Source organism: Geodermatophilus ruber (assembly GCF_900114385.1).
Classification (GTDB): Bacteria; Actinomycetota; Actinomycetes; order Mycobacteriales; family Geodermatophilaceae; genus Geodermatophilus; species Geodermatophilus ruber.
The window spans coordinates 502,262-526,569 of the sequence record NZ_FOSW01000002.1 but is presented as its reverse complement, the minus strand read 5'-3'; the positions used below and the strand labels follow the sequence as shown (position 1 = coordinate 526,569).

Here is a 24,308-nt window from a genome sequence, read left to right as displayed (position 1 = left end):
GCGCAGCCGCTTGTTGTAGCCCGACTGCCCGGGCAGGTAGGGAAACGCGCCGGGCAGCGCCTCGGGCACCAGCCGCAGCCAGCGGGCCTCGGAGTGAACGCCGAGCAGCACTTGCCCAACTGCCAGGGTGAGCAGCTCGGAGTCGGTCAGCCGCGGGCGGCGTCCGACGCGCACGCGAGCGGCGAGACGATCGTCGATCCAGACATACAGTGCGGTCAGGAGGGTGTTTAGGTCGGTCCTCACAACCCGAGCCTGGACACCCTCCGCCCGCACTCACAGCACCCTTCGGCCCTGCCCGCCAATAGGACTTACTCGTCTAGCGCACAGGACGGCGCGGCGTCGATCGGCGCCGAGGCCTGCGCAGCGTCGACCGCCGTCGAGGCCTGCGCTGCGCGTCCTAGCCTCGCCGGCCGGCGTCCTCCCGGACCTCCGCGCCGGCGGGCCCGCCCTCCCGGGCCGGCGGGCCGGCCGGCGCGGGGTCGCTGCGCCCGAGGTCCTCCGAGGACGCCAGCAGGGTCGCGACCACGTAGACCAGCGTGGCCAGGAACGGCGCCACGGCGAGCGCGGGCACGGAGCCGAGCGAGAGCCCGGTGGTCACCACCGCGCCCACCTCGGCGAGCTCCGCCCGGGTGGGCCCGGGGCCAAGCAGCTCCCCCAGCTGCCAGGCGAGGACGCCGGCGAGCAGGCAGCCGAGCGCGAGGGCCAGCAGGGTGGCGACGCCGCGCCGCCGGCGCAGCCACCACCCGCCCAGCCCCGCCAGCAGCCCGAGGCCGGCCAGGACCAGGGTGAAGACGCCGTCGCCGGCGACGAGCAGTTCGGCCGAGGGGTGCCCCACCACGACGGGGCTGCTCTCGGTGATCTCGAACTGCGCGCGCGGCGCGAGCGCCCACCACAGCAAGCCCGCGGGCAGCCCGGCCAGCGTGAGCACACCGGCCAGCAGCAGGGAGCTGTTCAGGTCGGCTCGGACCTCGGCGGCGCCGGGCCACCGCGGCCCGCTGCTCCAGGCCCGGCGGACGGCGCTCGGCGGTGCCGGCGCGACGGGTCCGGAGGAGCTGTCCACGTCCCCAGTGAACCCCGGATCCGCGGCGGCCTCTTCGCCGGGCGCTCGCCGGCCGTTCAGAACCCCGCCCTCACAGCAGGGCCACGCTCGTCGGACCGAGCAGCGCCTTGATGTCACCCATCAGCGCCGTACTGGGCCGCACCCGCAGTCCCTGGTCGAGGCGGAGCACCGTCTCGCGGCTGCCGTTGACCAGCTTGAGCTGGACCTCGGTGGTGCCCGGGTGGCTGCCCAGGACCTCGCGGAGCCGCTCGACCACCGGCGGGGTGCAGCGGGCCGCCGCCATCGAGACCACCACCGGGCCGCGCGGGCCCTCGGTGAGCTCGGGGATGGTGACCTCGGCGCCGAACAGCGAGGGCTGGTCGTCGCGCCGGCTGATCCGCCCCTTGACCACCACGATCTGGTCGCGGACCACCTTCTCCGACACCTCGGCCCAGGTCTTCGGGAAGAACAGCACCTCGATCCCGGACTCGAGATCCTCCAGTGTCGCGATGGCCCAGGGCGCACCCTGCTTGTTGGTGCGCGGGGCGACCGAGGTCAGGATGCCGGCGATGGTCACGTTCGCGCCGTCCTCGACGCCGCCGGCGTTGATCTCGGCGATCGGGGTGTCGGCGTTGGCCGCGAGCACGTGCTCGACGCCGTGCAGCGGGTGGTCGGAGACGTAGAGGCCGAGCATGTCGCGCTCGAAGACCAGCCGCTCGGACTTCGACCAGTCCGCGGTGGGGATCGCGATCTCGAGGGCGCCGCCGAACGGGTCGTCCTCACCGCCGTCGGCGCCGAAGCTGCCGAACAGGTCGAACTGCCCCTCGGCCTCCTTGCGCTTGAGCGCCATGGCGGACTCGACGGCCTGGGCGTGGACCGCGACGAGGCCCTGCCGCGAGTGGCCCAGCGAGTCGAACGCCCCGGCCTTGGCCAGGGACTCGATCACCTTCTTGTTGCAGGCGACCGTGTCGATCTTGCGCATGAAGTCGGCGAAGTCCTTGAACGCGCCCTTCTCCTCGCGGGCCCGGACGATCGAGTCCACGACGTTGGTACCGACGTTGCGCACCGACGCGAGACCGAACCGGATGTCGGTGCCGACGGCGGTGAAGTCCCAGGAGGACTCGTTCACGTCCGGCGGGAGCACCTTGATGCCCATCCGGCGGCACTCGGCGAGGTAGATCGGCCGGCGGTCCTTGTCGTCCTGGACGCTGGTGAGCAGTCCGGCCATGTACTCGGCCGGGTAGTTCGCCTTCAGGTAGGCGGTCCAGTAGGAGACCAGGCCGTAGGCGGCGGAGTGCGCCTTGTTGAACGCGTAGTCGGCGAACGGGACGAGGATGTCCCACAGCGTCTTGATCGCCGCGGCGGAGTAGCCGCGCTCCTTCATGCCGGCCTCGAAGCCGACGAACTCGGCGTCCAGGACCGACTTCTTCTTCTTGCCCATCGCGCGGCGCAGCAGGTCGGCCTTGCCGAGCGAGTACCCGGCGACCTTCTGCGCGATCGCCATGACCTGCTCCTGGTACACGATCAGGCCGTAGGTGCCGCCGAGGATGTCCTCCAGCGGCTCGGCCAGCTCCGGGTGGATCGGCGTGATCTCCTGCTGGCCGTTCTTGCGCAGCGCATAGTTGGTGTGCGAGTTCGCACCCATCGGACCGGGCCGGTAGAGCGCGCCGACGGCGGAGATGTCCTCGAAGTTGTCCGGCCGCATGAGCCGGAGCAGCGACCGCATCGGGCCGCCGTCGAACTGGAAGACGCCGAGCGTGTCACCACGGGACAGCAGCTCGTAGGTCTTCTTGTCGGTGAGGTCCTTGCTGATCTCGTCGAGATCGACCGGCTCCTTGCCATTGATCACGATGTTGCGCAGCGCGTCGTCGATGACCGTGAGGTTGCGCAGGCCCAGGAAGTCCATCTTGAGCAGGCCGAGCGTCTCGCAGGTCGGGTAGTCGAACTGCGTGATGATCGCGCCGTCGGCCTCGCGCCGCATGATCGGGATCGAGTCGATCAGCGGGTAGCGGCCGATGATCACGCCGGCGGCGTGCACGCCCCACTGGCGCTTCAGGCCCTCCAGCTTGCGCGCCTGGTCAACGACCTCGGCCGCGCCGGGGTCGGACTCGTAGCGGGCGCGGAACTCCGCGGCCTCCTTGTAGCGCGGGTGGGCGGGGTCGAAGACGCCCGACAGGGGGATGCCCTTGCCCATCACGTCCGGGGGCATGAGCTTGGTCAGCTCGTCGCCCACGGAGTAGGGCCGGTCGAGCACCCGGGCGGCGTCCTTGATCGCGGCCTTCGCCTTGATGGTGCCGTAGGTGACGATCTGGCTGACCCGCTCCTCGCCGTACTTCTGCGAGACGTACTGGATGACCTCGCCGCGTCGGCGGTCGTCGAAGTCGATGTCGACGTCGGGCATGGAGACGCGCTCGGGGTTGAGGAACCGCTCGAAGATCAGCCCGTGTGCCAGCGGGTCGAGGTCGGTGATGCCCATGGCGTAGGCGGCCAGCGAGCCGGCGGCCGAGCCACGACCCGGGCCGACCCGGATGCCGTTGTCCTTGGCCCAGTTGATGAAGTCGGCGACCACGAGGAAGTACCCCGGGAAGCCCATCTGGCAGATGATCCCGGTCTCGTAGTCGGCCTGCTTGCGCACGTGGTCGGGGATGCCGTTCGGGTAGCGCTTGTGCAGCCCGCGCTCGACCTCCTTGATGAACCAGGAGGTCTCGTCCTCGCCCGGGGGCAGCGGGAAGCGGGGCATGAGGTCGGCGCCCTCGGTGAAGGAGACCTCGCACTGCTCGGCGATCAGCAGCGTGTTGTCGCAGGCCTCGGCCAGCTCACCGGGGAACAGCGCCCGCATCTCCGCGGCGCTCTTGAGGTAGTAGCCGTCGCCGTTGAACTTGAAGCGGTTGGGCTCGTTCAGCCGCGACCCGGTCTGGATGCACAGCAGCGCGTCGTGCGCCTCGGCGTCCTCCTTGTGCGTGTAGTGCAGATCGTTGGTGGCCAGCAGCGGGATGCCGAGGTCCTTGGCGATCTGCAGCAGCGCCGGGCGGGTCTTCTTCTCGATGGCCAGGCCGTGGTCCATCAGCTCGGCGTAGAAGTTCTCCTTGCCGAAGATGTCCTGGAAGTCGGCGGCGGCCTGGCGCGCGCGGTCCTCCTTGCCGGCGCGCAGCCACATGTTCACCTCGCCGGACGGGCAGCCGGTGGTGGCGATCAGGCCCTTGCCGTAGCGCTCCAGCAGGTCCCGGTCGAAGCGCGGCTTGCGGTACTGCCCCTCGAGGCTGGCCAGGGAGGAGATCCGGAAGAGGTTGTGCATGCCCTCCGTGGTGCGGGCCAGCAGGGTCATGTGCGTGTAGGCGGCCTTGCCGCGGGAGGAGCCGCCCTCGCCGTCCTCGTCGATGAGGTTGTCCCCGAAGTCGAACGGCGCGCGGTCGAAGCGGGAGCCGGGCGTGTAGTAGCCCTCCATGCCGATGATCGGCTTCACGCCCGCGGCATTCGCCTGCTTGTAGAAGTCGTAGGCGCCGAAGACGTTGCCGTGGTCGGTCATCGCCAGCGCCGGCATGCCCTGCTCGGCGGCGGCCTTGGTCACCTCGGGCAGCTTGGCCGCGCCGTCGAGCATCGAGTACTCGGTGTGCACGTGCAGGTGCACGAACGAATCCTTCGACGGGCTGCTGCTCACGGGCGGTCGTACTCCTCAGTGGTCGTGCGTGCCCGACCGTCGGTGATCCGGCGGGCGACCGGCGGGGAAGACCGGCGGTGCGGAAGATCCGGTGCTGTCCCGACAGGGATCCGGTCGGAGGTCCCTCGATCCTCGCACTGCCGAAGGTCTACGCCGAGGGTCTGACGGAACGTGTCGGCCACAGGCGGACCGATCCCAGAAGGACCCCTGCCCCCCGCCACTCGCACGCTCGCGGCGGGCCCCTGCAGGGGGCCGCCTTCAGAGCCGCCGGACCATCGTCACGTGCGGAATCCCGGCCTCCTCGTACACGTTCCCGACCGCGGCGTAGCCGGCCCGCTCGTAGAACCCGCGGGCGGTCAGCTGCGCGTGCAGTTCGACCTCCGTGGCGCCGCGGCGCAGCGCCTCGTCCTGGAGCGACGACAGCACGGCCGCCCCGTGGCCGCGACCGCGCGCGGACGCATCGGTGGCCATCCGGCCGATGCCGGCCGACGTCCCGCGCAGGAGCAGCCGGCCGGTCGCCACGACCCGCCCCTCGTCGTCGCGACTGAGCGCGTGGACGGCGGTGGCGTCGGCGTCGTCCCGCTCGATCTCCGGCGGCACGCCCTGCTCCTCGACGAACACCCGGGTGCGCAGGGCCGCGATCTCCGGCCAGTCCCCGGGACCGGCCAGCCGCGCGCTCACCCCGCCGCTCACCGGCTCACCGCCGGCAGCGCGCTGGCCGGGACCAGCAGGAACCGCAGGTCGATGACCACGTGCAGCAGCACCGGCAGCAGCAGCGAGCCGGTGTCCAGGTACAGCCCCGCGAGCACCCCACCGAGCACGCCGGTCGTCACGATCCCGGCCACGCCCTGGTAGGCGTGCGCCAGGCCGAACGCCACCGCCCCGACCGCGACCAGCGCCGGCGTGGACAGCCCGCCGGCCACGGCGGCGACGACGGCGAGGAAGAACCCGCGGTAGAGCCACTCCTCGCACACCCCGGCGGTGAGGCCGACGACGGTGAACAGCCGCCGCTCGCCGCGGGTGCGGGGCAGCAGCGCGAGCGTGGCGTGCACCTGCGGCTCGGCGTGCCGCCCCTCCCCCGGCCGGCGCCGCGCCGCGGCGGCCTCGGCCAGCGCTCCCGAGCGCAGCGCCCGCGTGGAGACGGCGACGAACACGAGCAGGAGGACCGCGGCGGCGCCGGCGAGCGGGCCGGGCCAGGACTGCGGCCAGCGCAGGCCCACCGCGGCGGCGTCGACGCCGGGCGCGTTCAGCCAGATGACCAATGCGAGCAGGGCCAGCCCCCACTCGAGCACCAGCAGCCGCCCGTAGAACGAGCGCCGGGCGCCCTCCTCCGCGCGCAGCCGCCCCTCGAACCGGCGGTGCAGCACGTGCCCGACCACCGGCTCCCCGAGCACCAGGTAGCCGGCGACGACGACTGCCGACAGCGCCGCCGGGCCGTAGTCGGCGAGCGAACCGGGCCCGTCCACCCGCCGGCCTCAAGCCTCGGCGCGCAGGATGTCGAGCGCGCCGGCGAGGTCGGGCGGATAGGGGCTGGTGAACTCCATCCACCGGCCGTCGGCGGGGTGCGGGATGCCCAGCCGGACGGCGTGCAGCCACTGCCGCGCGACGCCGAGGCGGGCGGCCAGCGTCGGGTCGGCGCCGTAGGTCATGTCGCCCACGCAGGGGTGGCGCAGCGCGGAGAAGTGCACGCGGATCTGGTGGGTGCGGCCGGTCTCCAGCCGGATGTCGACCAGGCTGGCCGCCGGGAATGCCTCCACGACCTCGTAGTGCGTGACCGACGGGCGGCCGTCCTGGACGACGGCGAACTTCCAGTCGTGCTTGGGGTGCCGGTCGATCGGGGCGTCGATGGTGCCGCGCGAGGGGTCGGGGTGGCCCTGCACGAGCGCGGCGTAGTTCTTCTCCACCGTGCGCTGCTTGAAGGCGGCCTTGAGCGCGGTGTAGGCCCGCTCGCTCTTGGCCACGACCATGATCCCGGTGGTGGCGGCGTCCAGCCGGTGCACGACGCCCTGCCGCTCGGCCGCCCCCGAGGTGGCGATCCGGTATCCGGCCGCGGCGAGGCCGCCGACGACCGTCGGCCCCTCCCAGCCGGGGCTGGGGTGCGCGGCGACGCCGACCGGCTTGTCGACCACGACGATGTCATCGTCGTCGTGGACCACGGTCAGCCCGGCGACCGGCTCGGGGGCCACTGGCTCGCCCGGGGGCGGGGGCAGCTCGACCTCCAGCCAGCTGCCGCCGGAGACGCGGTCGCCCTTGCCTCGGGGCCGGCCGTCGACCAGCACACCCCCGGCGTCGGCGATCTCGGCGGCCGCGGTGCGGGAGAGCCCGAAGAGCCGCGAGAGCGCCTGGTCGACGCGCTGGCCCTCCAGTCCGTCGGGCACCGGGAGGGCGCGGTGCTGGCCGGCCGAGCTGATCACGGTCCCATTGTGACCGCCGCACCTGCGCGGACGGCGCAGCGCCGCCGGGAGCGGCTCAGTCGCGCGCCGCGTCGGCGTCCTCGCCGGACCGGGAACGGGCCCGGGAGCCGTCGAACTCGATCCCGCGCAGGGCCAGCACCGCACCGAGAATGCCGCCGCAGACGATCGCCGAGTCGGCCACGTTGAAGATCGGGTAGAACTCGCCGTTCGGCGCGAAGACCGAGATGAAGTCCACGACGCCGCCGCGGAGGAAGCCCGGATCACGGAAGACCCGGTCGACGAGGTTGCCCACCGCGCCGCCGAGCACCAGGCCCAGGGCCACCGCCCAGCCGGTGGAGAACAGCCGCCGGGCGGTGCGCACGATGACGACCGCCACGGCGACGGCGATCAGCGTGAAGACGACGGTGAAGCCCTCGGCGAAGGAGAACGCCGCCCCGGTGTTGCGGGCGTGGGTCAGGTAGAGCGCGCCGCCGAGCAGCCGGATGTTCTCGCCCCGGTCGACGGTGGCGACCACGAGCAGCTTGCTGGCGAGGTCGAGCAGCAGGACCCCCGCGGCCAGCAGGAGCAGCAGGCGGGTGCGCGGGCGGCGGCCCGCGGGGACGTCGTCCCGGTCCGGCGGCGTCCCGCCCGCGCCGTCCCGGGGATCGCTCGGCTGGGACAGGACGGGCTCCTCGGTGCGGCGGTGGAGGTGGAGCGCGCGGGGATCCCGCGGCGCCCTCCGACGATAGCCGCGCAGGCCGTTGCGCCGTCCGACCACGGTGGACGCGGCGCACCCCCCGACCCGACGTGTTCCATCTCACGCCACTCTGCGACACATCTCACTACCCGTAGTGACGTGTTCGGGCCCGAAGTAGCCGAGGTTGGAAGGGCACAGTTTGCCCCCGAGCACGGAAGGCCCTCGTGTCCACCGAACTCGCACCAGCCACCGACCCCGACGTAGTCCTCGTGGGGGGCGGCATCATGAGCGCGACGCTGGCGTCGCTGCTCGGTGCCGTCGCCCCGGACTGGAGCGTCACCGTCTTCGAGTCCGGCTCGGCGGTGGCCGGTGAGAGCTCCGACGGCTGGAACAACGCCGGGACCGGCCACGCGGCCCTCTGCGAGCTCAACTACACGCCCGCCGGCGCCGACGGCTCGGTGGACGTCACCAAGGCCGTCACCATCAACGAGCAGTTCGAGGTCTCGCGCCAGTTCTGGTCCCACCTGGTGCGCGGGGGCCTGACCGGGGCGCCGAAGGAGTTCATCACCCCGGTCCCCCACATCAGCTTCGTCACCGGCGAGGCCGGCCGCACCTACATGCGGACCCGCCACGCGGCGATGGCGGCGCAGCCGCTGTTCTCCGGCCTGGAGTACACCGAGAACCCCGCTGAGCTGGCCGAGTGGGTGCCGCTGATGATGGCCGGGCGCCCGGCCGGCCAGGTGGTGGCCGCGACGCGGTCGGCCTCCGGCACCGACGTCGACTTCGGCTCGCTGACCCGCCTGCTCTTCACCGCCGCCGAGGAGCGTGGCGTGCACGTGCACGTCAACCAGCGGGTCACCCGGCTCGAGCGCCGCACCGACGGCCGGTGGACGGTCACCGTGCGCGACACGGTCAGCGGCGAGGAGCGCAGCGTCCGCACCCGGTTCGTGTTCGTCGGCGCCGGCGGTGGCGCGCTGCCGCTGCTGCAGCGGGCGGGCATCCCGGAGATCCGCGGCTTCGGTGGCTTCCCGGTGAGCGGGATGTTCCTGCGCACCCGCTCCCCCGAGCTGGTCTCGGCGCACCAGGCCAAGGTGTACGGCCAGGCGGCCGTCGGCGCGCCGCCGATGTCGGTGCCGCACCTGGACCTGCGGCTCATCGACGGCGACCACTCGCTGCTGTTCGGCCCCTACGCCGGCTTCTCGCCGAAGTTCCTCAAGGCCGGGTCGATGTTCGACCTCCCACGCAGCGTCAAGCCGAACAACCTCGGCTCGATGCTGGGCGTGGCCCGCACCGAGATGGCGCTCACCCGCTACCTGGTCAAGGAGCTGCTCCAGTCGCGCGGCGCCCGCCACCGCACGCTGACCGAGTTCGTGCCCGAGGCCGAGCAGCGCGACTGGGACATGATCACCGCGGGCCAGCGGGTCCAGGTGATCAAGCGCGACCCGAGGTCCGGCCGCGGCGTGCTGCAGTTCGGCACCGAGCTGGTCGTCGGGGCCGACGGCACCGTCGCCGGCCTGCTCGGCGCCTCCCCGGGCGCCTCGACGGCGGTGTCGGCGATGCTGAAGGTCCTCGAGCGCTGCTTCCCCGACCGGATCGCCGCGTGGCGGCCCGCGCTGGAGGAGGCGATCCCCTCCTACGGCCGCCGGCTCGCCGACGACCCGGCCCTGCTGGAGCTGGTCCGCAAGGAGACGACGCAGACCCTCGAGCTCAACGGCTGACCCGCCACCCGGAGGCGACCAGCCGCGCCGGCCGGGCGTCGTCCCGCACGATCTGCACGCCGTCGAAGTGGTGCTCGCCCTCGTACTCGATGGCGCCGCGGTGCCCCGGCCGCGCGAGGTCCACGCCGGCCGGCCCGGACGCGAGGCGCTCAGTCGGTCTCGGTGGCGGCGCCGCTCTCGCCGCGCCACGTCGCCAGCCGGCCGGCCCGGCTGACCGCGCGCAGCCGCCGCTCGGCCTCCGGCCGTGACCGCCGGGCGGAGACCAGCAGCGCCTGGTCCCCGCGCATCAGCCGGGTGGTGGGACCCGGGACGAAGGACTGCCCGTCGCGGACGATCAGCACGACGGCGGCGTCCTCGGGCAGCCGCAGCTCCGGCAGGTATACCCCGTGCAGGCGGGAGCCCGGCGGCACGGTCAGCTGCAGGAGGTCGGCGTCCAGCTCGTCCAGCGGCGCGGCCTCCACCTGCACCTCGCGCGCGGTGAGCGGCGCCGCCACGCCCAGCCGGCGGGCGACCCAGGGCAGCGACCAGCCCTGCACCAGGGTGAAGACGACGACCAGGACGAACACCGTGTCGAACACGCGGGTCGCGCCCGGTACCGCGGCGGCGATCGGGAACGTGGCCAGCACGATGGGCACCGCACCGCGGAGCCCGGCCCAGGAGATGAACGCCTGCTGCGCCGGCGGGAAGCGGAACCACAGCAGGCTCAGCACGACCGACAGCGGGCGGGCCACCAGGAGCAGCGCCCCGCCCACCACCAGCGCGGGCAGCACCGCCCCCGGGAGGCGCTCGGGCGACACGAGCAGACCCAGCAGCACGAACAGCCCGATCTGCGCGAGCGAGGCCATGCCCTCGGCGAAGCCGATGCTCGCCGAGCGGTGCGGCAGCGCGGCGTTGCCCAGCACGACGCCGCAGAGGTAGACGGCCACGAACCCGGAGGTGTGCAGCAGGGACGCCGTCGAGAAGGCCAGCACACAGAGTGCCAGCGTGGCCAGCGGGTAGAAACCGGCCAGCGGCAGCGCGACCCGCCGCAGCAGCAGGGCCCCGGCGAACCCGACGAGGACGCCGATCACCGCGCCGCCGAGCAGCTCGGCGCCCACCAGCACGCCGACCAGCCACCAGGGCCCGGCCCGCTCGCCGGTCAGCGCCTCGGAGAGCACGGCGACCAGGAGGATCACCGGGGCGTCGTTCAGCCCGCTCTCGGCCTCCAGCGACGCGGTGACCCGGCGCGGCAGCGGCAGCCGCCGCAGGGAGGCGAACACGGCCGCGGCGTCGGTGGAGCTGACCACCGCGGCCAGCAGCAGCGCCAGCCCCCAGGGCAGGTCCAGCAGCCAGACGCCGATGGCCGCCGTCACCACGACGCTGACCGCGACCCCGACCGTCGCCAGCGTGACCCCGGGCCCGATCGCCCGGCGCACGTCGTTCCACCGGGTGGTGAGCCCACCTTCGGCGAGGATGACCACCAGCGCGGCCACGCCCAGGGTCTGGGTGAGCGCGACGTCCTCGAACTCGACGCCCAGGCCGCTCTCGCCCAGGGCGACGCCCAGGGCGAGATAGATCAGCAGGCTCGGCAGGCCGAGCCGGTCGGCCAGCCGCAGAGCCACCGCGGCCACGAGGACGACGAGGGCCCCGGCCGCCAGCGCCACGGTGACCGTGGTGTTCACCGTGCGCCCCTGTCCACCTCCGCAGTCTCCCGTACGCGGCCGCAGGCCAGGATCACGGCGCGGCGGGGCCGGCACGGGCACCGCGGCCGCCGGCCCGGTCGACACCTCGGGGATGATGGGGGCGTGAGTTCTCCCGGCCCCTTCCGCGCGCTGCCCCCTCAGGTCGACCTGCCCGCCCTCGAGCAGGAGATCCTGGGCCGCTGGGAGGTCGACAAGGTCTTCGCCCGCTCGCTGGAGGCGTCGACCGGCAGGCCGCAGTGGGTGTTCTACGAGGGACCGCCCACCGCCAACGGCCGCCCCGGCACCCACCACATCGAGGCGCGCGCCTTCAAGGACGTCTTCCCCCGGTTCAAGACCATGCAGGGGTGGCACGTGCCCCGCCGCGCCGGCTGGGACTGCCACGGCCTGCCGGTGGAGATCGCCGTCGAGCAGGAGCTCGGCTTCGCCGGGAAGCCGGACATCGAACGCTTCGGCATCGCCGAGTTCAACGCCCGCTGCCGGGAGTCCGTCGAGCGGCACGTCGCCGACTTCGCCGACCTCACCCGCCGGATGGGCTACTGGGTCGACATGTCCACCGCCTACTGGACGATGGACCCGGCCTACATCGAGAGCGTCTGGTGGTCGCTCAAGCAGATCTTCGACAAGGGCCTGCTGGTCGAGGACCACCGGGTCGCGCCGTACTGCCCGCGCTGCGGCACCGGCCTGTCCGACCACGAGGTCGCCCAGGGGTACGAGACGATCACCGACCCGTCGGTCTACGTGCGGCTGCCGGTCACCAGCGGCGAGTGGGCCGGCAGGGCCGACCTGCTCATCTGGACCACGACGCCGTGGACGCTGCCGTCCAACACCGCCGTCGCGGTCAACCCGGACGTCACCTACGTCGTCGCCCGCACGGACGCCGGCACGTTCGTCGTCGCCGAACCGCTGCTGTCCGCCGTCCTCGGTGAGGACGCGGAGGTGCTGGCCCGCACGAGCGGCCGGGACTGGGAGCGGGTGCACTACCAGCGGCCGTTCGACCTGGTCGAGTTCCCCGAGGGGACCGACGCCCACTTCGTCGTCCTGGCCGACTACGTCACCACCGAGGACGGCACCGGGCTGGTGCACCAGTCCCCCGCGTTCGGCGCCGACGACCTGGCCGTCTGCCGCGCCTACGGGCTGCCGGTGGTCAACCCGATCGACCCCACCGGGCACTTCCTCCCGGAGATCCCGCTGGTCGGCGGGCACTTCTTCAAGGCCGCCGACCCCACGCTGGTCGAGGACCTGCAGCGCCGCGGCGTGCTGTTCCGCGAGCAGCGCTACGAGCACAGCTATCCGCACTGCTGGCGCTGCCACACGCCGCTGATGTACTACGCGCAGCCCTCCTGGTACATCCGCACGTCGGCGATCAAGGACCAGCTGCTCGCCGAGAACGAGAAGACCCACTGGTACCCGGAGACCATCAAGTGGGGTCGCTACGGCGACTGGCTGCGCAACAACGTCGACTGGGCGCTGTCCCGCGACCGGTACTGGGGCACTCCGCTGCCGATCTGGCGCAACGACGCCGACCCGTCCCGGATGGTCGCCGTCGGGTCGCTGGCCGAGCTCTCGGAGCGCACCGGCCGGGACCTCTCCGCTCTCGACCCGCACCGGCCCTACATCGACGAGGTGACCTTCACCCTGCCCGGCGAGGAGGGCACCTACCGGCGGGTGCCGCAGGTCATCGACGCCTGGTACGACTCCGGCTCGATGCCCTTCGCCCAGTGGGGGGCGCCGTACCGCAACCAGGAGGAGTTCGAGGCCGCCTACCCCGCGCAGTTCATCTGCGAGGCGATCGACCAGACCCGCGGCTGGTTCTACTCGCTGATGGCCGTCGGCACGCTGGTCTTCGGGAAGAACCCGTACGAGAACGTGCTGTGCCTGGGCCACATCCTGGCCGAGGACGGCCGGAAGATGAGCAAGCACCTGGGCAACATCCTCGAGCCGATCCCGCTGATGGACCGGCACGGCGCCGACGCCGTCCGCTGGTTCATGCTCGCCGGCGGCTCGCCGTGGTCGGCCCGGCGGGTGGGGCACGAGACGCTGTCCGAGGTGGTCCGCAAGGTCCTGCTGACCTACTGGAACACCGCCAGCTTCTTCACCCTCTACGCGGAGACCAACGGCTGGGATCCCACCACCCGCCCCGCCCCGGCCCGCGCCGAGCGGCCGCTGCTGGACCGCTGGGCGCTCGCGGAGCTGGCCGCGGTCACCGACGGCGTCACCGCCGCGTTGGAGGACTTCGACACCCAGGGCGCCGGGCGGCTGCTCGCGCAGTTCGTCGATGACCTGTCCAACTGGTACGTGCGCCGCTCCCGCCGCCGGTTCTGGGACGGCGACCCCGCGGCGCTGGCCACGCTGCACGAGGTGCTCGACGGGCTGACCCGGCTCATGGCGCCGTTCACCCCGTTCATCACCGAGGAGGTGTGGGGCCGCGCGGTCGCCCCCGGCCTCCCGGAGCCGGTCGACAGCGTGCACCTGACCTCCTGGCCACAGGTGGACGAGGAGGCCCGCGACGACACGCTCGTGGCCCAGGTGGCCCTCGTGCGGCGCCTGGTCGAGCTGGGCCGCTCGGCCCGCACCTCGGCCAAGGTCCGCACCCGGCAGCCCCTGGGCCGCGCCGTCGTCGCCGCTCCCGGCTGGTCGTCGCTGCCCCGCGATCTGGTGGCCGAGGTCGCCGACGAGCTCAACGTGCAGGAGCTGGCCGACCTGTCCTCGGTGGGTGGGGATCTGGTCGACGTGAGCGTGAAGGTGGACTTCCGGGCGGTCGGGCGCCGGCTGGGCAAGCAGGTGCAGGCGGTGGCGAAGGCCGTCGCGGCCGCCGACCCCACCGAGCTGACCGCCGCCTACCGCGCCGGGACGGCGACGGTGCAGGTGGACGGGCAGACCGTCCCGCTGACCGACGGCGACCTGATCGTCACCGAGACCCCGCGGGAGGGCTGGACGGTGGCCAGCAGCGGTGGTCTCACCGTGGCCCTGGATCTGGAGCTCACCCCGGAGCTGGAGCGGGCCGGCCTGGTCCGCGAGGCGGTCCGGCTGGTGCAGGAGGCCCGCAAGAACAGCGGTCTGGCGGTCAGCGACCGCATCGAGCTGTGGTGGACCGCGGACGGCGCGGGCGGGGAGAAGATGGCCCAGGCGCTGGAGGAGCAGGCCGAGCAGGTGGCCGCGGAGGTGCTGGCGGTCCGCGTGCACCCGCGGACCGCGGGCGAGGGCGAAGGGGCCGAGGGGCCGGCCGGCTCCCGGTTCTGGGTGGCCCGCGCAAGCGACTGAGCCAGGGGCCGGGCCCGCGCCCTCAGGGGGTGCGGGCGGCGTTGCGGGCGCGTTCGGCGTCGGCGACGTGCCGCACCGGCCGGCACGTCGCGCACGGGGTGAAGCCGTCGGTGCGGGCCTCGGCCAGGGGCAGCGGGATCGGCTCGTGCCCGGTCAGGTGCCGGCAGCCCGCGAGGTGGTAGCGGGGGTGCTCGTCCACGACCAGCACCTCGTCGCGCGCGTCGACGACGAGCAGCAGGTCGGTGACCTCGACGTCCTCCTCGCCCGGCTCGCCGTCCGCTGCGGGGACGGTCGGTGTCGGAGGCTCCGCGGCCGGCGCGGGGGGCTCCACGACGGCCGTGGGCGGCTCCGGGGCGGCCGGGAGGGCGGCCGACGCTGTCGACGGCGGGGGCGCGGCCCGCTCGGCGAAGGCGGTGGCCTCCCGGCTCATCCGCACCCGGGTGAGGACCAGCAGCACGGCGGCCAGGGCGCAGGCGACGACGCAGGACCAGTACAGGGCGGTGACGCCCGTGCCCAGGCCACCGACGAACAGCCCGAGGCCGATCAACACCAGCAGTCCCGCCGCCACGATCACGGGCCGACTGTAACCGGGCTCACGGGCCGCCCGCCCCCGAACGCGGCGAGGGCCCCCGGACCGTGGTCCGAGGGCCCTCGAGCCCGACCCCCTCCTGGCGTTCCCGAGCCCGCGGGGCCCAGGGGGTCCTTTCTCAGGCGCCGGCGTGCTGGGTCTGCCGACTGTTGGACGCCGGCTCGGCCGAGCCGCGGCTGTCCAGGTCGCGCAGGTGCGACTCCAGGTAGGACCGCAGGCGGGTGCGGTACTCCCGCTCGAAGGTGCGCAGCTCCTCGATCTTGCGCTCGAGGCTGCTCCGCTTCTCCTCGAGCGAGCCCATGACCTCGGTGTGCCGGCGCTCGGCGTCCTGGTCCAGGGCCGCGGCCTTGGCCCGCGCCTCGCGCTCCATCGTGTCGGCCCGGGTACGGGCGTCGCTGACCATCGAGTCGGCGCGCATCTTGGCCTCGCTGACCAACTGCTCGCTCTTGGCGCGCGCGTCGGTGACCATGCGCTCGCTGTTGCTCTTGGCGCTGGCCACCATCTGGTCGGCCTGCGCCTTGGCCTCGTTGACGTACTTGTCGGCGGTCTCGGTGGCCAGCGCGAGCATCCGGGAGGCCCGGGCGCTGTCGTCCTCGCGAGCGGCCGCCGGCGGGGGCGGCGGGGCCGCGGCCGGGGTGGGCACCTCGGGAGCCTCGGCGCGGGGCGTGCGGCCGGTGGCCGACCCCGAGCGGAGCTCGTTGTTCTCCTCGATCAGCCGGGCCAGCTCGGCCTCCACGACATCGAGGAAGGCGTCCACCTCGTCCTCGTCGTAGCCCCGCTTGCCGATCGGCGGCTTCTTGAAGACGACGTTGTGCACGTCGGCAGGCGTGAGTGGCATCGGGCTCACCTCGGGTCGGACAGCGGGAACAGGGACGTTCTCGGACGAGCGGCGGCAGACCGCACCCAGCTCACAACGGCACCATCTCCGGCAGCTTCAGCATCCGCACGGATCAGGCGAGTTGGAGCGTGATGCCACGCAGGATGTACACGGCAATCAGAAGCACCATAAACCCGAGGTCCAAACGGATGGTCCCCAGGTTGAGGGGCGGGATGACCTTCCGGACGGCCTTCAGCGGGGGGTCGGTGGTGGCGTAGACCACCTCCAGCCCCGCTGCGACCAGCCCGGACGGGCGCCAGCTGCGCGCCAGCACCATCACCCAGTCGACGACGAACCGCGCGAAGAGCAGGACGAGGAAGACGAGCAGCACCGACGAGACGATCTGCCAGAAGAGAGCCACGGTCCTCGTTCGTTCGGGGCACCTCGCGTGCCGTGTCCAGTCCTGCGGTCGGCCTCAGGACTGGTTGAAGAACCCGCCTTCGCGGATCCGCGCCTTGTCCTCGGCCGTCACGTCGACGTCCCTCGGGCTGAGCAGGAACACCTTGTTCGTGACGCGCTCGATACTACCGCGCAGCCCGAAGGACAGCCCCGCAGCGAAATCCACCAGTCGCTTCGCGTCGGCGTCGTTCATCTCGGTCAGGTTCATGATGACCGGCATCCCGTCGCGGAAGCTCTCGCCGATCTGGCGGGCCTCGTTGTAGGTGCGCGGGTGCAGCGTGGTGATCCGGTACGGCTGCGGGGCGGGGGCCGGCGCGGGGGTCGGGGCGGGCTCCGGGACCGCGGCGACCGGCTCGCGGACGGCGAGCCCGGCGGCGCCGGACGTGGCCGAGGCACCCGGCCCGGTCCCGGCGCCGCTGCCGGCCCCGGCGCCGGCGAGGCCGCTCACGCGCGCCGAGCCGGCGGCCGGGGCCAGACCCAGGCCGCGGGCCGCCACGGGCCGCCGGACGACCGGGAGCTCGGGCTCGGGGGCCGACGCGAGGTCGGCCTCGAGCTCGTCCTCGTAGCGGTCGTACCGGTCACCGGGGTGGTCGTCGGCGTACCGCTCGCCGACCTCGGTGTAGTGGTCGTCGTAGGCCTCGTCCGCGGCGTACCGGCCGTACCGGCGGTCGTCGGGCCGGTCGCGGCGGTCCGGGTACTCCGACTGCCGGGCGTCGTACCGGCCGTAGGCGCGGGCGTCGTCGTCCTCCACGAGCCCGAGGTAGATGCCCATCTTGCGCATGGTTCCGGCCATCAGACCTCCCCCTTCTGGTGGTGTCGTCAGCGTTCCGACGCGCCAGGGCCGCACGCGGCCTGGTGCCCGTGTGACTGGTGTGACTCGTCCTCGGGCGAGGCTAGAGGGCGCTGCCCGAAGAGCGCGGTACCGACACGCACGAGCGTGGCGCCCGCCGCGACGGCCGGCTCGAGGTCGGCGCTCATGCCGGCCGAGAGCTCCCACGCGTCCGGATGGTCGGCCCGCACCCGTTCGGCGAGGGCCGCCAGCCGGGCGAACGCCGGCGCCGGCTCCTCCGCCCGCGGCGCGACGGCCATCAGGCCGCGCAGCCGGACCCCGTCGAGCCCGGCCACCTCGTCGGCCAGGGCCGGGACGGCGGCGGGGTCGGCACCGCCGCGGGCGGCCGCCTCCCCCTCGGGCCCGCCGAGGTCGACCTGCAGGAAGATCTCGACCGGCCGCCCGGCCGCCACGCCCACCCGGGCCAGCGTGCGGGCGAGGGCCGGCCGGTCCACAGAGTGCACGACCGCGCCGAGCCGGGCGATCGCGGCGGCCTTGTTCCGCTGCAACTGGCCGACGAAGTGCCAGCGCAGCGGGAGGTCGGTCAGCTCACCGGCCTTGCCGAGCAGCTCCTGGGCCCGGTTCTCACCGAAGTCGGCCTGCCCGTGCGCGGCCAGCTCCCGGACCGCACCGGCCGGCCAGGTCTTGCTCACGGCCAGCAGCGCCACCGAGGCCGAGTCGCGCCCCGCGGCGCGGGCCGCGGCGGCGATCCGCGCCCGCACGACCTGCAGCCGGTCCGCCGGAGAGCTCACCCCGTGATCCTCTCCTGCTCCGGCCCGACGGCTCCGCCGGCTCACCCGAGCCACGTGACGCCGGCCTGGCGGCCCGTGACGCCGTCGCGCCGGTGTGAGTAGAGGAAGCGGTCCTCGGCGGTGCAGCGGGGGTCGTGCACGACCTGGGCCACACCGGCGCCGCGGAGCAGCTCGGCCAGGCCGGCGCGCAGGTCGAGGCCGGGCGTGCCCTTCCGCGTGCGGACCGCGCTGGCCGGCGCCACCCGGCCCACCTCGGCCTGCATGGCGCGCGGCACCTCGTAGCAGGCACCGCAGATCGCCGGGCCCAGCAGGGCGGTCACGTCGGCCGGCCGGCTGCCCAGCCGGGCCATCGCCGCCAGCGCGGCCGGGACGACGCCCCGCTGCACCCCCTGCCGGCCGGCGTGCACCGCGGCGACCACGCCCTCCACCGGGTCGGCCAGCAGCACCGGCACGCAATCGGCGGCCAGGACGCACAGCACCAGGCCCGGAGTCCGGGTGACCAGGGCGTCGGTGTCGGGCACCGGCCCGTCCACCGGGCCATCAACGACGGCGACCCCCGTGCCGTGCACCTGGGACATCCAGACCAGCCGCTCGGCGGGCACGCCCAGCTCCCGGGCCAGCCGCTCCCGGTTGGCGGCGACGTCGGCCGGGTCGTCACCCACGTGGTCACCCAGGTTGAACGACGCGTACGGCGGACGGGACCGGCCGCCCCGCCGGTCGGTGACGACCCGTCGGGGTCGCACCGCCCGCGGGGCGGCCGGAGGCTGCGTCACGGCCCCGTCCTCCTCACCGCGAGCCTGCGAGCGGTGAGGGGGCAGGAGGGTCCTTTCACTGACGCAGGAACTCCGGGATGTCGAGCTCCTCCTCGAAGTCCTCGTTGGACAGCGGGCGCCGCGCGCCGCCGACCGAACCGGGGACCGGGGGCAGCGGAGGGACGGTGATGCCGCCGCCGGCGGACGCCACCGCCGGCCGGGCCGGCATCTGCGAGGTCGACGGCGGCGTCGGCTGGGTCGCCGGCGCGGAGCCGACGAGCCGCTCCCCGGTCTGCACCGGCGGGGCCGAGGCGACCGGCTGCGGGTGCACCGGCAGGCGCGCGGACGCCGCGGGCGGGGCCACCGGCGTCGCGGCTGCGACCGAGGCGACCCCGGCGTCCTTGCGGGAGTTGGGCTTGCCGCCGTCGAAGCCGGCGGCGATGACCGTGACCCGCACCTCGTCACCCAGGGCGTCGTCGATGACGGCACCGAAGATGATGTTGGCGTCGGCGTGCGCGGCGTCGGAGACCAGCGAGGCCGCCTCGTTGATCTCGAACAGGCCCAGGTCCGAGCCGCCCGAGATGGACAGCAGGACGCCGTGGGCGCCCTCCATCGAGGCCTCCAGCAGCGGGCTGGCGATCGCCTGCTCGGCGGCCAGCAGGGCGCGGTTGTCCCCCCGGGCGCTGCCGATGCCCATGAGCGCCGAGCCCGCCCCGGACATGACCGACTTCACGTCGGCGAAGTCGAGGTTGATCAGGCCGGGCGTGGTGATGAGGTCGGTGATGCCCTGGACGCCGGAGAGGAGCACCTGGTCGGCGGTGCGGAACGCGTCCATCACGCTGACGTTGCGATCACCGAGCTGCAGCAGCCGGTCGTTGGGGATCACGATGAGCGTGTCGCACTCGTTGCGCAGCTCCTCGATCCCCGACTCGGCCTGCACCGCGCGGCGCTTGCCCTCGAAGGAGAAGGGCCGGGTGACCACGCCGATGGTCAGAGCGCCGAGCTTGCGGGCGATGGAGGCCACCACCGGCGCACCGCCGGTACCCGTGCCACCGCCCTCGCCTGCCGTCACGAAGACCATGTCGGCGCCCTTGAGCACCTCTTCGATCTCCTCGCGGTGGTCCTCGGCGGCCTGCCGGCCGACGTCCGGCTGGGCGCCGGCGCCCAGCCCGCGGGTCAGCTCACGACCGACGTCGAGCTTGACGTCGGCGTCGCTCATGAGCAGCGCCTGCGCGTCGGTGTTGATGGCGATGAACTCGACCCCCTTGAGGCCGACCTCGATCATCCGGTTGACCGCGTTCACCCCGCCGCCGCCGATGCCGACGACCTTGATGACCGCGAGGTAGTTGTGCGGAGGTGTCATGTGGGACTCCCGACCTCGACCCTCATCCTCAAGTAAAGCCTTATAGTTATGTCAACTGGGTCGACGCGGACGAAGTTAGGTGGGCTTCCGCGGCCCCTACAAGCACCCGCCGGGGCCCGGCGTGTCGAACGAGCGCGTTCCCACAGTTCTCAGGCGACGCACTGGTCACTCGAGCATCACGAAGAGTGACGACCCGCGCCGGGAACGTCTCATTCCCAGGTCAATGGCGCGGACACGCCGGGAGCGCGGAACTTGCGAGGTGATCCTCCCCTCCGGGCGTGTCGCGGGCCTCCGCGTGTCGTCCTCGCTGCCGGCCCGGGCAGGTCCCCGTGGCCGCGATCACTCCCGGGCCAGCCGGCCCATCAGGTAGAACTCCTCGTTCGGCGGGATCGCCGCCCAGTGCGCCAGCCGGTTGGAGAGCGCGAACAGCGAGACGATCGCGCCGACGTCCCAGACGTCGTCCTCGGTGAGGTCGTGGTCACGCAGCCCGGCCAGGTCCGCGGCGGTGACCGCCACCGGCTCGACGGCCAGCCGCACCGCCACCTCGAGCACCGCCCGCATGCGCGGCGGCAGCGGCGCCTTGCGCCAGTCGACGGCCACCTGGTCGGCGAGGTACGGATCCCGGGACCGGATGCGGGCGATCGCGCCGTGCGCGACGACGCAGTACAGGCAGTCGTTGGCGGCGCTGGTGGCGACGACGATCAGCTCCCGGTCCGCCTTGGACAGCCCGGGGGTCTCCTTGTCCATGAGCGCGTCGTGCAGCGCGAAGAACGCCGCGGCCTCGGCGGGGCGCCACGACAGCGCGGCGAAGACGTTGGGCAGGAAGCCGGAGCGCTCCTCGACGTCGTCGAAGCGTTCCCGCAGGTCGGCGGGGAGCTCGTCGCGTGGGGGGACGGGGAACCGGCTGGCCGGCGGGGAGGAGGTCACCGCCCCACCCTGCCCGGACGGTCAGCGCAGGACCACTGCCGCCGGCGCGCTCACGTCGATCACCTCGGCCGGCTCCAGCGCCTCGGCGGCCAGCTGCCCGAGCAGCGCGACCAGCGCCGCGGCCTTGGCCGGCGCGTCCTCGGCGCCGCCCCACAGCACGGTGGTGCCGTCGGCGAGCCGGAGGGTGACGTCGTCCGCGCCGGTGGCCGAGGCGCCGACCAGGTCCGCCCGGACGTCCTCCGGCAGCGCCACCAGCGCGGCGAGCGCCGCCCGCGTGGCGCGGTCGTGCGGGCCCGGGTCGGCGACCTCCAGCGGCACGGCACCGGCCGGCGGCTCCCCGGTCACCGTGTCGAAGAGCACACCCGCGGCGTCGACGAGCGAGCGGGTGCCCTGGCGGTCGACGACCGCGACCGGGACCCGCTCCACCACGGTCACGACCACGCTGCGCGGCCAGCCGCGGGTCACCTCCACGGAGGCGACCTGGGGCAGCCGGGCGACCCGCGCCTCGGCCGCGTCGACGTCCACCCGCAGCAGCGGTGTCCCCTCGGCGACCCCGGCCACCTCGACGATCTCCGCGGCGGTCAGCGTGCCGGCTCCGTCGACCCGGACCGAGGAGACGGCGAGCACGGGGCTGCCCCACAGCAGCCAGGCCAGCAGGCCGAGCACGGCCGCGGCGCCGCCGGCCCGCAGCACCAGCCGCCGGCGGCGGTCGGCGGGGGTGTCCCGGCGCCGGGCGCGGGGGGGCCGCCGGGGCTCGGGTCCGGGCGCCCCACCGCGCGCGCGGTCGCGGGTCGTCGTCCCCGAGCGGCTCACCGGGCCGCGTCCTCCCCGCCGGCGGTCCCGGCCGCGCGGGCCCGCAGCGCCGCGAGCACCTCCGGCCCGACCATGGAGACGTTGCCCGCGCCCATGGTGATGACCAGGTCGCCGGGCCGCGCCCGGGCCGCCAGGGCCGGCGCGGCAGCCGACCAGGACGGCTCGAAGTGCACCCGCGAGGCCGGCAGGGGCACCGCGTCGGCGACCATCGCCCCGGTCACCCCCGGCACGGGGTCCTCCCGGGCGCCGTAGACGTCCATGACCACGACCTCGTCGGCCAGGGCCAGGACCTCCCCGAACCCGGCGGCGAACTCCCGCGTCCGGCTGTAGAGGTGCGGCTGGAAGGCCACGACCACCCGGCCGGTGCCGGCCACCGCCCGGGCGGCGCGCAGCTGGGCGGCGACCTCGGTGGGGTGGTGGGCGTAGTCGTCGTAGACCCGCACCCCGTCGACGACGCCCTTCAGCTCGAACCGGCGGTGCACCCCGCCGAAGCGGGCCAGCCCGTCGACCAGCGCGTCGGCGGGCAGCCCGAGCTCCAGACCGGCCAGCAGCGCAGCCGCGCTGTTGCGGGCCATGTGCTCGCCGGGTACCCGGATCTGCACCCGGCCGAGGACCTCCCCGTCCAGGACCGCGGTCCAGGCGGTCGCGTCCGGGCCGACCTCGATGTCCAGCAGCCGCAGGTCGGCGTCCGGGGCGGTGCCGTAGGTGCGCACCCGCGCCGCGGTCGGCACGGTACGCAGCCGCGCGGCCCCCGGGTCGTCGGCGCACAGGACGACGAAGCCGGCCGGATCCACGGTGGTGAGGAACCGGTCGAAGGCGGCCTCGACCGCGGCGAGGTCACCGTAGTTGTCCAGGTGGTCGGCCTCGACGTTGGTGACGATCGCCCCGTAGGGCGCCAGCAGCAGGAAGGAGCGGTCGCTCTCGTCGGCCTCGGCGACGAAGACGTCCCCCTCCCCCGCGTGCGCGTTGCTGCCCGACTCGTTGAGGTTCCCGCCGATGGCGAAGGACGGGTCCACGCCGCACGCCTGCACCGCCACGGTCAGCATCGAGGTGGTCGAGGTCTTGCCGTGCGTGCCGGCGACGGCGACGCTGCGCCGCCCGGCCATCACCGCGGCCAGGGCGACCGCCCGCGGCAGCACCCGCAGCCCCCGCTCGCGCGCGGCGGCCAGCTCCGGGTTGTCCTCGCGGATGGCCGTGGAGACCACGACGGTGTCGGCGTCCCCGAGGTGGGCCGCATCGTGCCCCAGCTCCACCCGCGCGCCCAGCGCCCGCAGCGCCAGCAGGGTCGGGGTGTCGCGGCGGTCGCTGCCGGAGACGGAGACCCCCCGGGCGAGCAGGATGCGCGCGATGCCGCTCATGCCGGCGCCGCCGATGCCCACGAAGTGCACCCTCCCGAGCTCGGGCAGGATGGGCACCGGCTCCTGCCACGCGGCCACGGTCTGGACACTCACCGCCCTGCCACCTCCAGCACGATGTCGGCGAGTCGTTCGTCGGCGTCGGGCGCGCCGGTGGCCGCGGCCCGCGCCGCGTAGCCGGCCAGCGCGGCCGGGTCGGTGACCAACGGCACGATCTGCTGCTGGATCCAGGACGGCGACAGGTCGGCGTCCTCCACCAGCAGCCCGCCCCCGGCCTCGACGACCGGCAGGGCGTTGCGGCGCTGCTCCCCGTTGCCGATCGGCAGCGGCACGAAGGCGGCCGGCAGCCCCACGGCCGACAGCTCGGCGACGGTCACCGCGCCCGCCCGGCACAGGGCCAGGTCGGCGGCGGCGTAGGCGAGGTCCATGCGCTCCAGGTAGTCGACGAGGACGTAGGGGGCCTGGCCCGCGGACCGCGGCGGCACCTCCACGTCGGTGTTCTTGGGCCCGCGGGCGTGCAGCACCTGCACCCCGGCCGCGGTGAGCGCCTCGGCGGCCCCGACGGCGGCGCGGTTCAGCGACGCCGCCCCCTGCGAGCCGCCGAAGACCAGCAGCGTGGGCCGGTCGGCGTCCAGGCCGAAGACGGCGCGGGCCTCGGCGCGCCGGGACCCGCGGTCCAGCGTGCTGATCGTCGTCCGCAGCGGCATGCCGACGTGCGCGCCACCGTGCAGCGGGGTCCCGGGGGTGGTGACCGCCACGCGCGCGGCGAGCCGCGCGCCGATCCGGTTGGCCAGCCCCGGCAGCGCGTTCTGCTCGTGCACCACGATCGGCACCCGCTCGCGGCGGGCGGCGAGGTAGGCCGGCAGTGCGACGTAGCCCCCGAAGCCCACGACGACGTCCGCGTCCAGCTCGCGCAGCAGCGAGCGGGTCTCGGCGACCGACCGGCGCACGCGGCCGGGCACGCGCAGCAGGTCGAGGGTGGGCTTGCGCGGCAGCGGGACCGGGGGAATCAGCCGCAGGTCGTATCCGCGGGCCGGCACCAGCCGCGTCTCCAGGCCGCGGGCGGTGCCCAGGCAGGTGATCCGCACGCCGCCCTCGGCTCCGCGGCGCCGCAGGGCGTCGGCGAGAGCGAGCATCGGTTCGATGTGCCCGCCGGTGCCGCCGCCGGCGAGCACCACGCTCACGGGGCCGTTCACCGGGCCGC

At 74.1% G+C, this 24,308-nt stretch carries 21 protein-coding genes and 1 pseudogene; 2 read left to right on the top strand and 20 right to left on the bottom strand.

Annotated elements, in window-relative coordinates; genetic code table 11:
- From BMZ50_RS05160 to lspA, 7 genes and pseudogenes are all read right to left on the bottom strand, one after another.
- Positions 1–243 (bottom strand): annotated as a pseudogene (locus tag BMZ50_RS05160) (IS982 family transposase); the annotation flags it as partial.
- A 154-nt stretch (positions 244–397) separates the two neighbouring features.
- Positions 398–1,060 (bottom strand): LPXTG cell wall anchor domain-containing protein, encoded by a 663-nt coding sequence (locus BMZ50_RS05155; RefSeq protein ID WP_091321862.1) that lies wholly within the window; start codon positions 1,058–1,060, stop codon positions 398–400.
- Positions 1,061–1,130: 70 nt separating this feature from the next.
- Positions 1,131–4,697 (bottom strand): DNA polymerase III subunit alpha, encoded by a 3,567-nt coding sequence (gene dnaE, locus BMZ50_RS05150; RefSeq protein ID WP_245753366.1) that lies wholly within the window; start codon positions 4,695–4,697, stop codon positions 1,131–1,133.
- A 258-nt stretch (positions 4,698–4,955) separates the two neighbouring features.
- Complete coding sequence (locus BMZ50_RS05145) at positions 4,956–5,390, bottom strand: GNAT family N-acetyltransferase (protein WP_245753364.1); 435 nt, start codon at positions 5,388–5,390, stop codon at positions 4,956–4,958.
- A complete protein-coding gene (locus BMZ50_RS05140) occupies positions 5,387–6,163 on the bottom strand; it encodes a CPBP family intramembrane glutamic endopeptidase (protein ID WP_091321860.1) in 777 nt (258 codons plus the stop codon). The genes BMZ50_RS05145 and BMZ50_RS05140 overlap by 4 nt, the downstream gene beginning before the upstream one ends.
- Positions 6,164–6,172: 9 nt before the next feature.
- Positions 6,173–7,111 carry an RluA family pseudouridine synthase gene (locus BMZ50_RS05135; protein WP_218146100.1) on the bottom strand — a complete coding sequence of 313 codons (939 nt, stop codon included), beginning with the start codon at positions 7,109–7,111 and terminating at the stop codon, positions 6,173–6,175.
- A 55-nt stretch (positions 7,112–7,166) separates the two neighbouring features.
- Positions 7,167–7,868, bottom strand: a complete 702-nt coding sequence (lspA, locus tag BMZ50_RS05130; protein WP_245753362.1) for a signal peptidase II — start codon at positions 7,866–7,868, stop codon at positions 7,167–7,169.
- Between the two features lie 143 nt (positions 7,869–8,011).
- Between lspA and mqo the strand changes: the two genes are divergently transcribed.
- Complete coding sequence (mqo, locus tag BMZ50_RS05125) at positions 8,012–9,505, top strand: malate dehydrogenase (quinone) (protein WP_091321858.1); 1,494 nt, start codon at positions 8,012–8,014, stop codon at positions 9,503–9,505.
- Here the strand turns inward: mqo and BMZ50_RS24960 are convergent.
- The gene (locus BMZ50_RS24960; protein WP_281245392.1) at positions 9,495–9,629 is read right to left on the bottom strand and encodes a hypothetical protein; all 135 of its coding nucleotides are present in this window, start codon (positions 9,627–9,629) and stop codon (positions 9,495–9,497) included. The genes mqo and BMZ50_RS24960 overlap by 11 nt on opposite strands.
- Positions 9,630–9,654: 25 nt before the next feature.
- Positions 9,655–11,166 (bottom strand): potassium/proton antiporter, encoded by a 1,512-nt coding sequence (locus BMZ50_RS05120; RefSeq protein WP_091321856.1) that lies wholly within the window; start codon positions 11,164–11,166, stop codon positions 9,655–9,657.
- Between the two features lie 123 nt (positions 11,167–11,289).
- Between BMZ50_RS05120 and ileS the strand changes: the two genes are divergently transcribed.
- Positions 11,290–14,448 carry an isoleucine--tRNA ligase gene (ileS, locus tag BMZ50_RS05115; protein ID WP_091321854.1) on the top strand — a complete coding sequence of 1,053 codons (3,159 nt, stop codon included), beginning with the start codon at positions 11,290–11,292 and terminating at the stop codon, positions 14,446–14,448.
- Between the two features lie 22 nt (positions 14,449–14,470).
- Here ileS and BMZ50_RS05110 read toward each other — a convergent pair whose 3' ends face one another.
- The 11 genes from BMZ50_RS05110 to murG form a co-directional block, all read right to left on the bottom strand.
- A complete protein-coding gene (locus BMZ50_RS05110; protein ID WP_091321852.1) occupies positions 14,471–15,022 on the bottom strand; it encodes a hypothetical protein in 552 nt (183 codons plus the stop codon).
- A 133-nt stretch (positions 15,023–15,155) separates the two neighbouring features.
- On the bottom strand, positions 15,156–15,875 hold the full coding sequence (locus BMZ50_RS05105) for a DivIVA domain-containing protein (protein ID WP_091321850.1): 720 nt from the start codon (positions 15,873–15,875) through the stop codon (positions 15,156–15,158).
- Positions 15,876–15,987: 112 nt separating this feature from the next.
- Positions 15,988–16,275, bottom strand: coding sequence for a YggT family protein (locus BMZ50_RS05100; protein ID WP_091321849.1), 288 nt, complete (start codon positions 16,273–16,275; stop codon positions 15,988–15,990).
- 54 nt (positions 16,276–16,329) lie between these two features.
- Positions 16,330–17,106, bottom strand: coding sequence for a cell division protein SepF (locus tag BMZ50_RS24955; protein ID WP_091321847.1), 777 nt, complete (start codon positions 17,104–17,106; stop codon positions 16,330–16,332).
- Positions 17,107–17,132: 26 nt separating this feature from the next.
- Positions 17,133–17,894, bottom strand: a complete 762-nt coding sequence (locus tag BMZ50_RS05090; RefSeq protein WP_091321845.1) for a YggS family pyridoxal phosphate-dependent enzyme — start codon at positions 17,892–17,894, stop codon at positions 17,133–17,135.
- 41 nt (positions 17,895–17,935) lie between these two features.
- A complete protein-coding gene (gene pgeF / locus BMZ50_RS05085; RefSeq protein ID WP_218146099.1) occupies positions 17,936–18,667 on the bottom strand; it encodes a peptidoglycan editing factor PgeF in 732 nt (243 codons plus the stop codon).
- A 55-nt stretch (positions 18,668–18,722) separates the two neighbouring features.
- Entirely contained in the window at positions 18,723–20,009 is a 1,287-nt protein-coding gene (gene ftsZ, locus BMZ50_RS05080) for a cell division protein FtsZ (protein ID WP_091321843.1), read from the bottom strand.
- 339 nt (positions 20,010–20,348) lie between these two features.
- Positions 20,349–20,936 carry a peroxidase-related enzyme gene (locus BMZ50_RS05075; RefSeq protein ID WP_091321841.1) on the bottom strand — a complete coding sequence of 196 codons (588 nt, stop codon included), beginning with the start codon at positions 20,934–20,936 and terminating at the stop codon, positions 20,349–20,351.
- Positions 20,937–20,957: 21 nt separating this feature from the next.
- The gene (locus BMZ50_RS05070; protein WP_245753358.1) at positions 20,958–21,749 is read right to left on the bottom strand and encodes a cell division protein FtsQ/DivIB; all 792 of its coding nucleotides are present in this window, start codon (positions 21,747–21,749) and stop codon (positions 20,958–20,960) included.
- Positions 21,746–23,200 (bottom strand): UDP-N-acetylmuramate--L-alanine ligase, encoded by a 1,455-nt coding sequence (gene murC / locus BMZ50_RS05065; protein ID WP_091321840.1) that lies wholly within the window; start codon positions 23,198–23,200, stop codon positions 21,746–21,748. Before murC ends, BMZ50_RS05070 begins: the two co-directional genes overlap by 4 nt.
- Complete coding sequence (murG, locus tag BMZ50_RS05060) at positions 23,197–24,300, bottom strand: undecaprenyldiphospho-muramoylpentapeptide beta-N-acetylglucosaminyltransferase (RefSeq protein WP_218146098.1); 1,104 nt, start codon at positions 24,298–24,300, stop codon at positions 23,197–23,199. The genes murC and murG overlap by 4 nt, the downstream gene beginning before the upstream one ends.
- Positions 24,301–24,308: the final 8 nt, after the last annotated feature.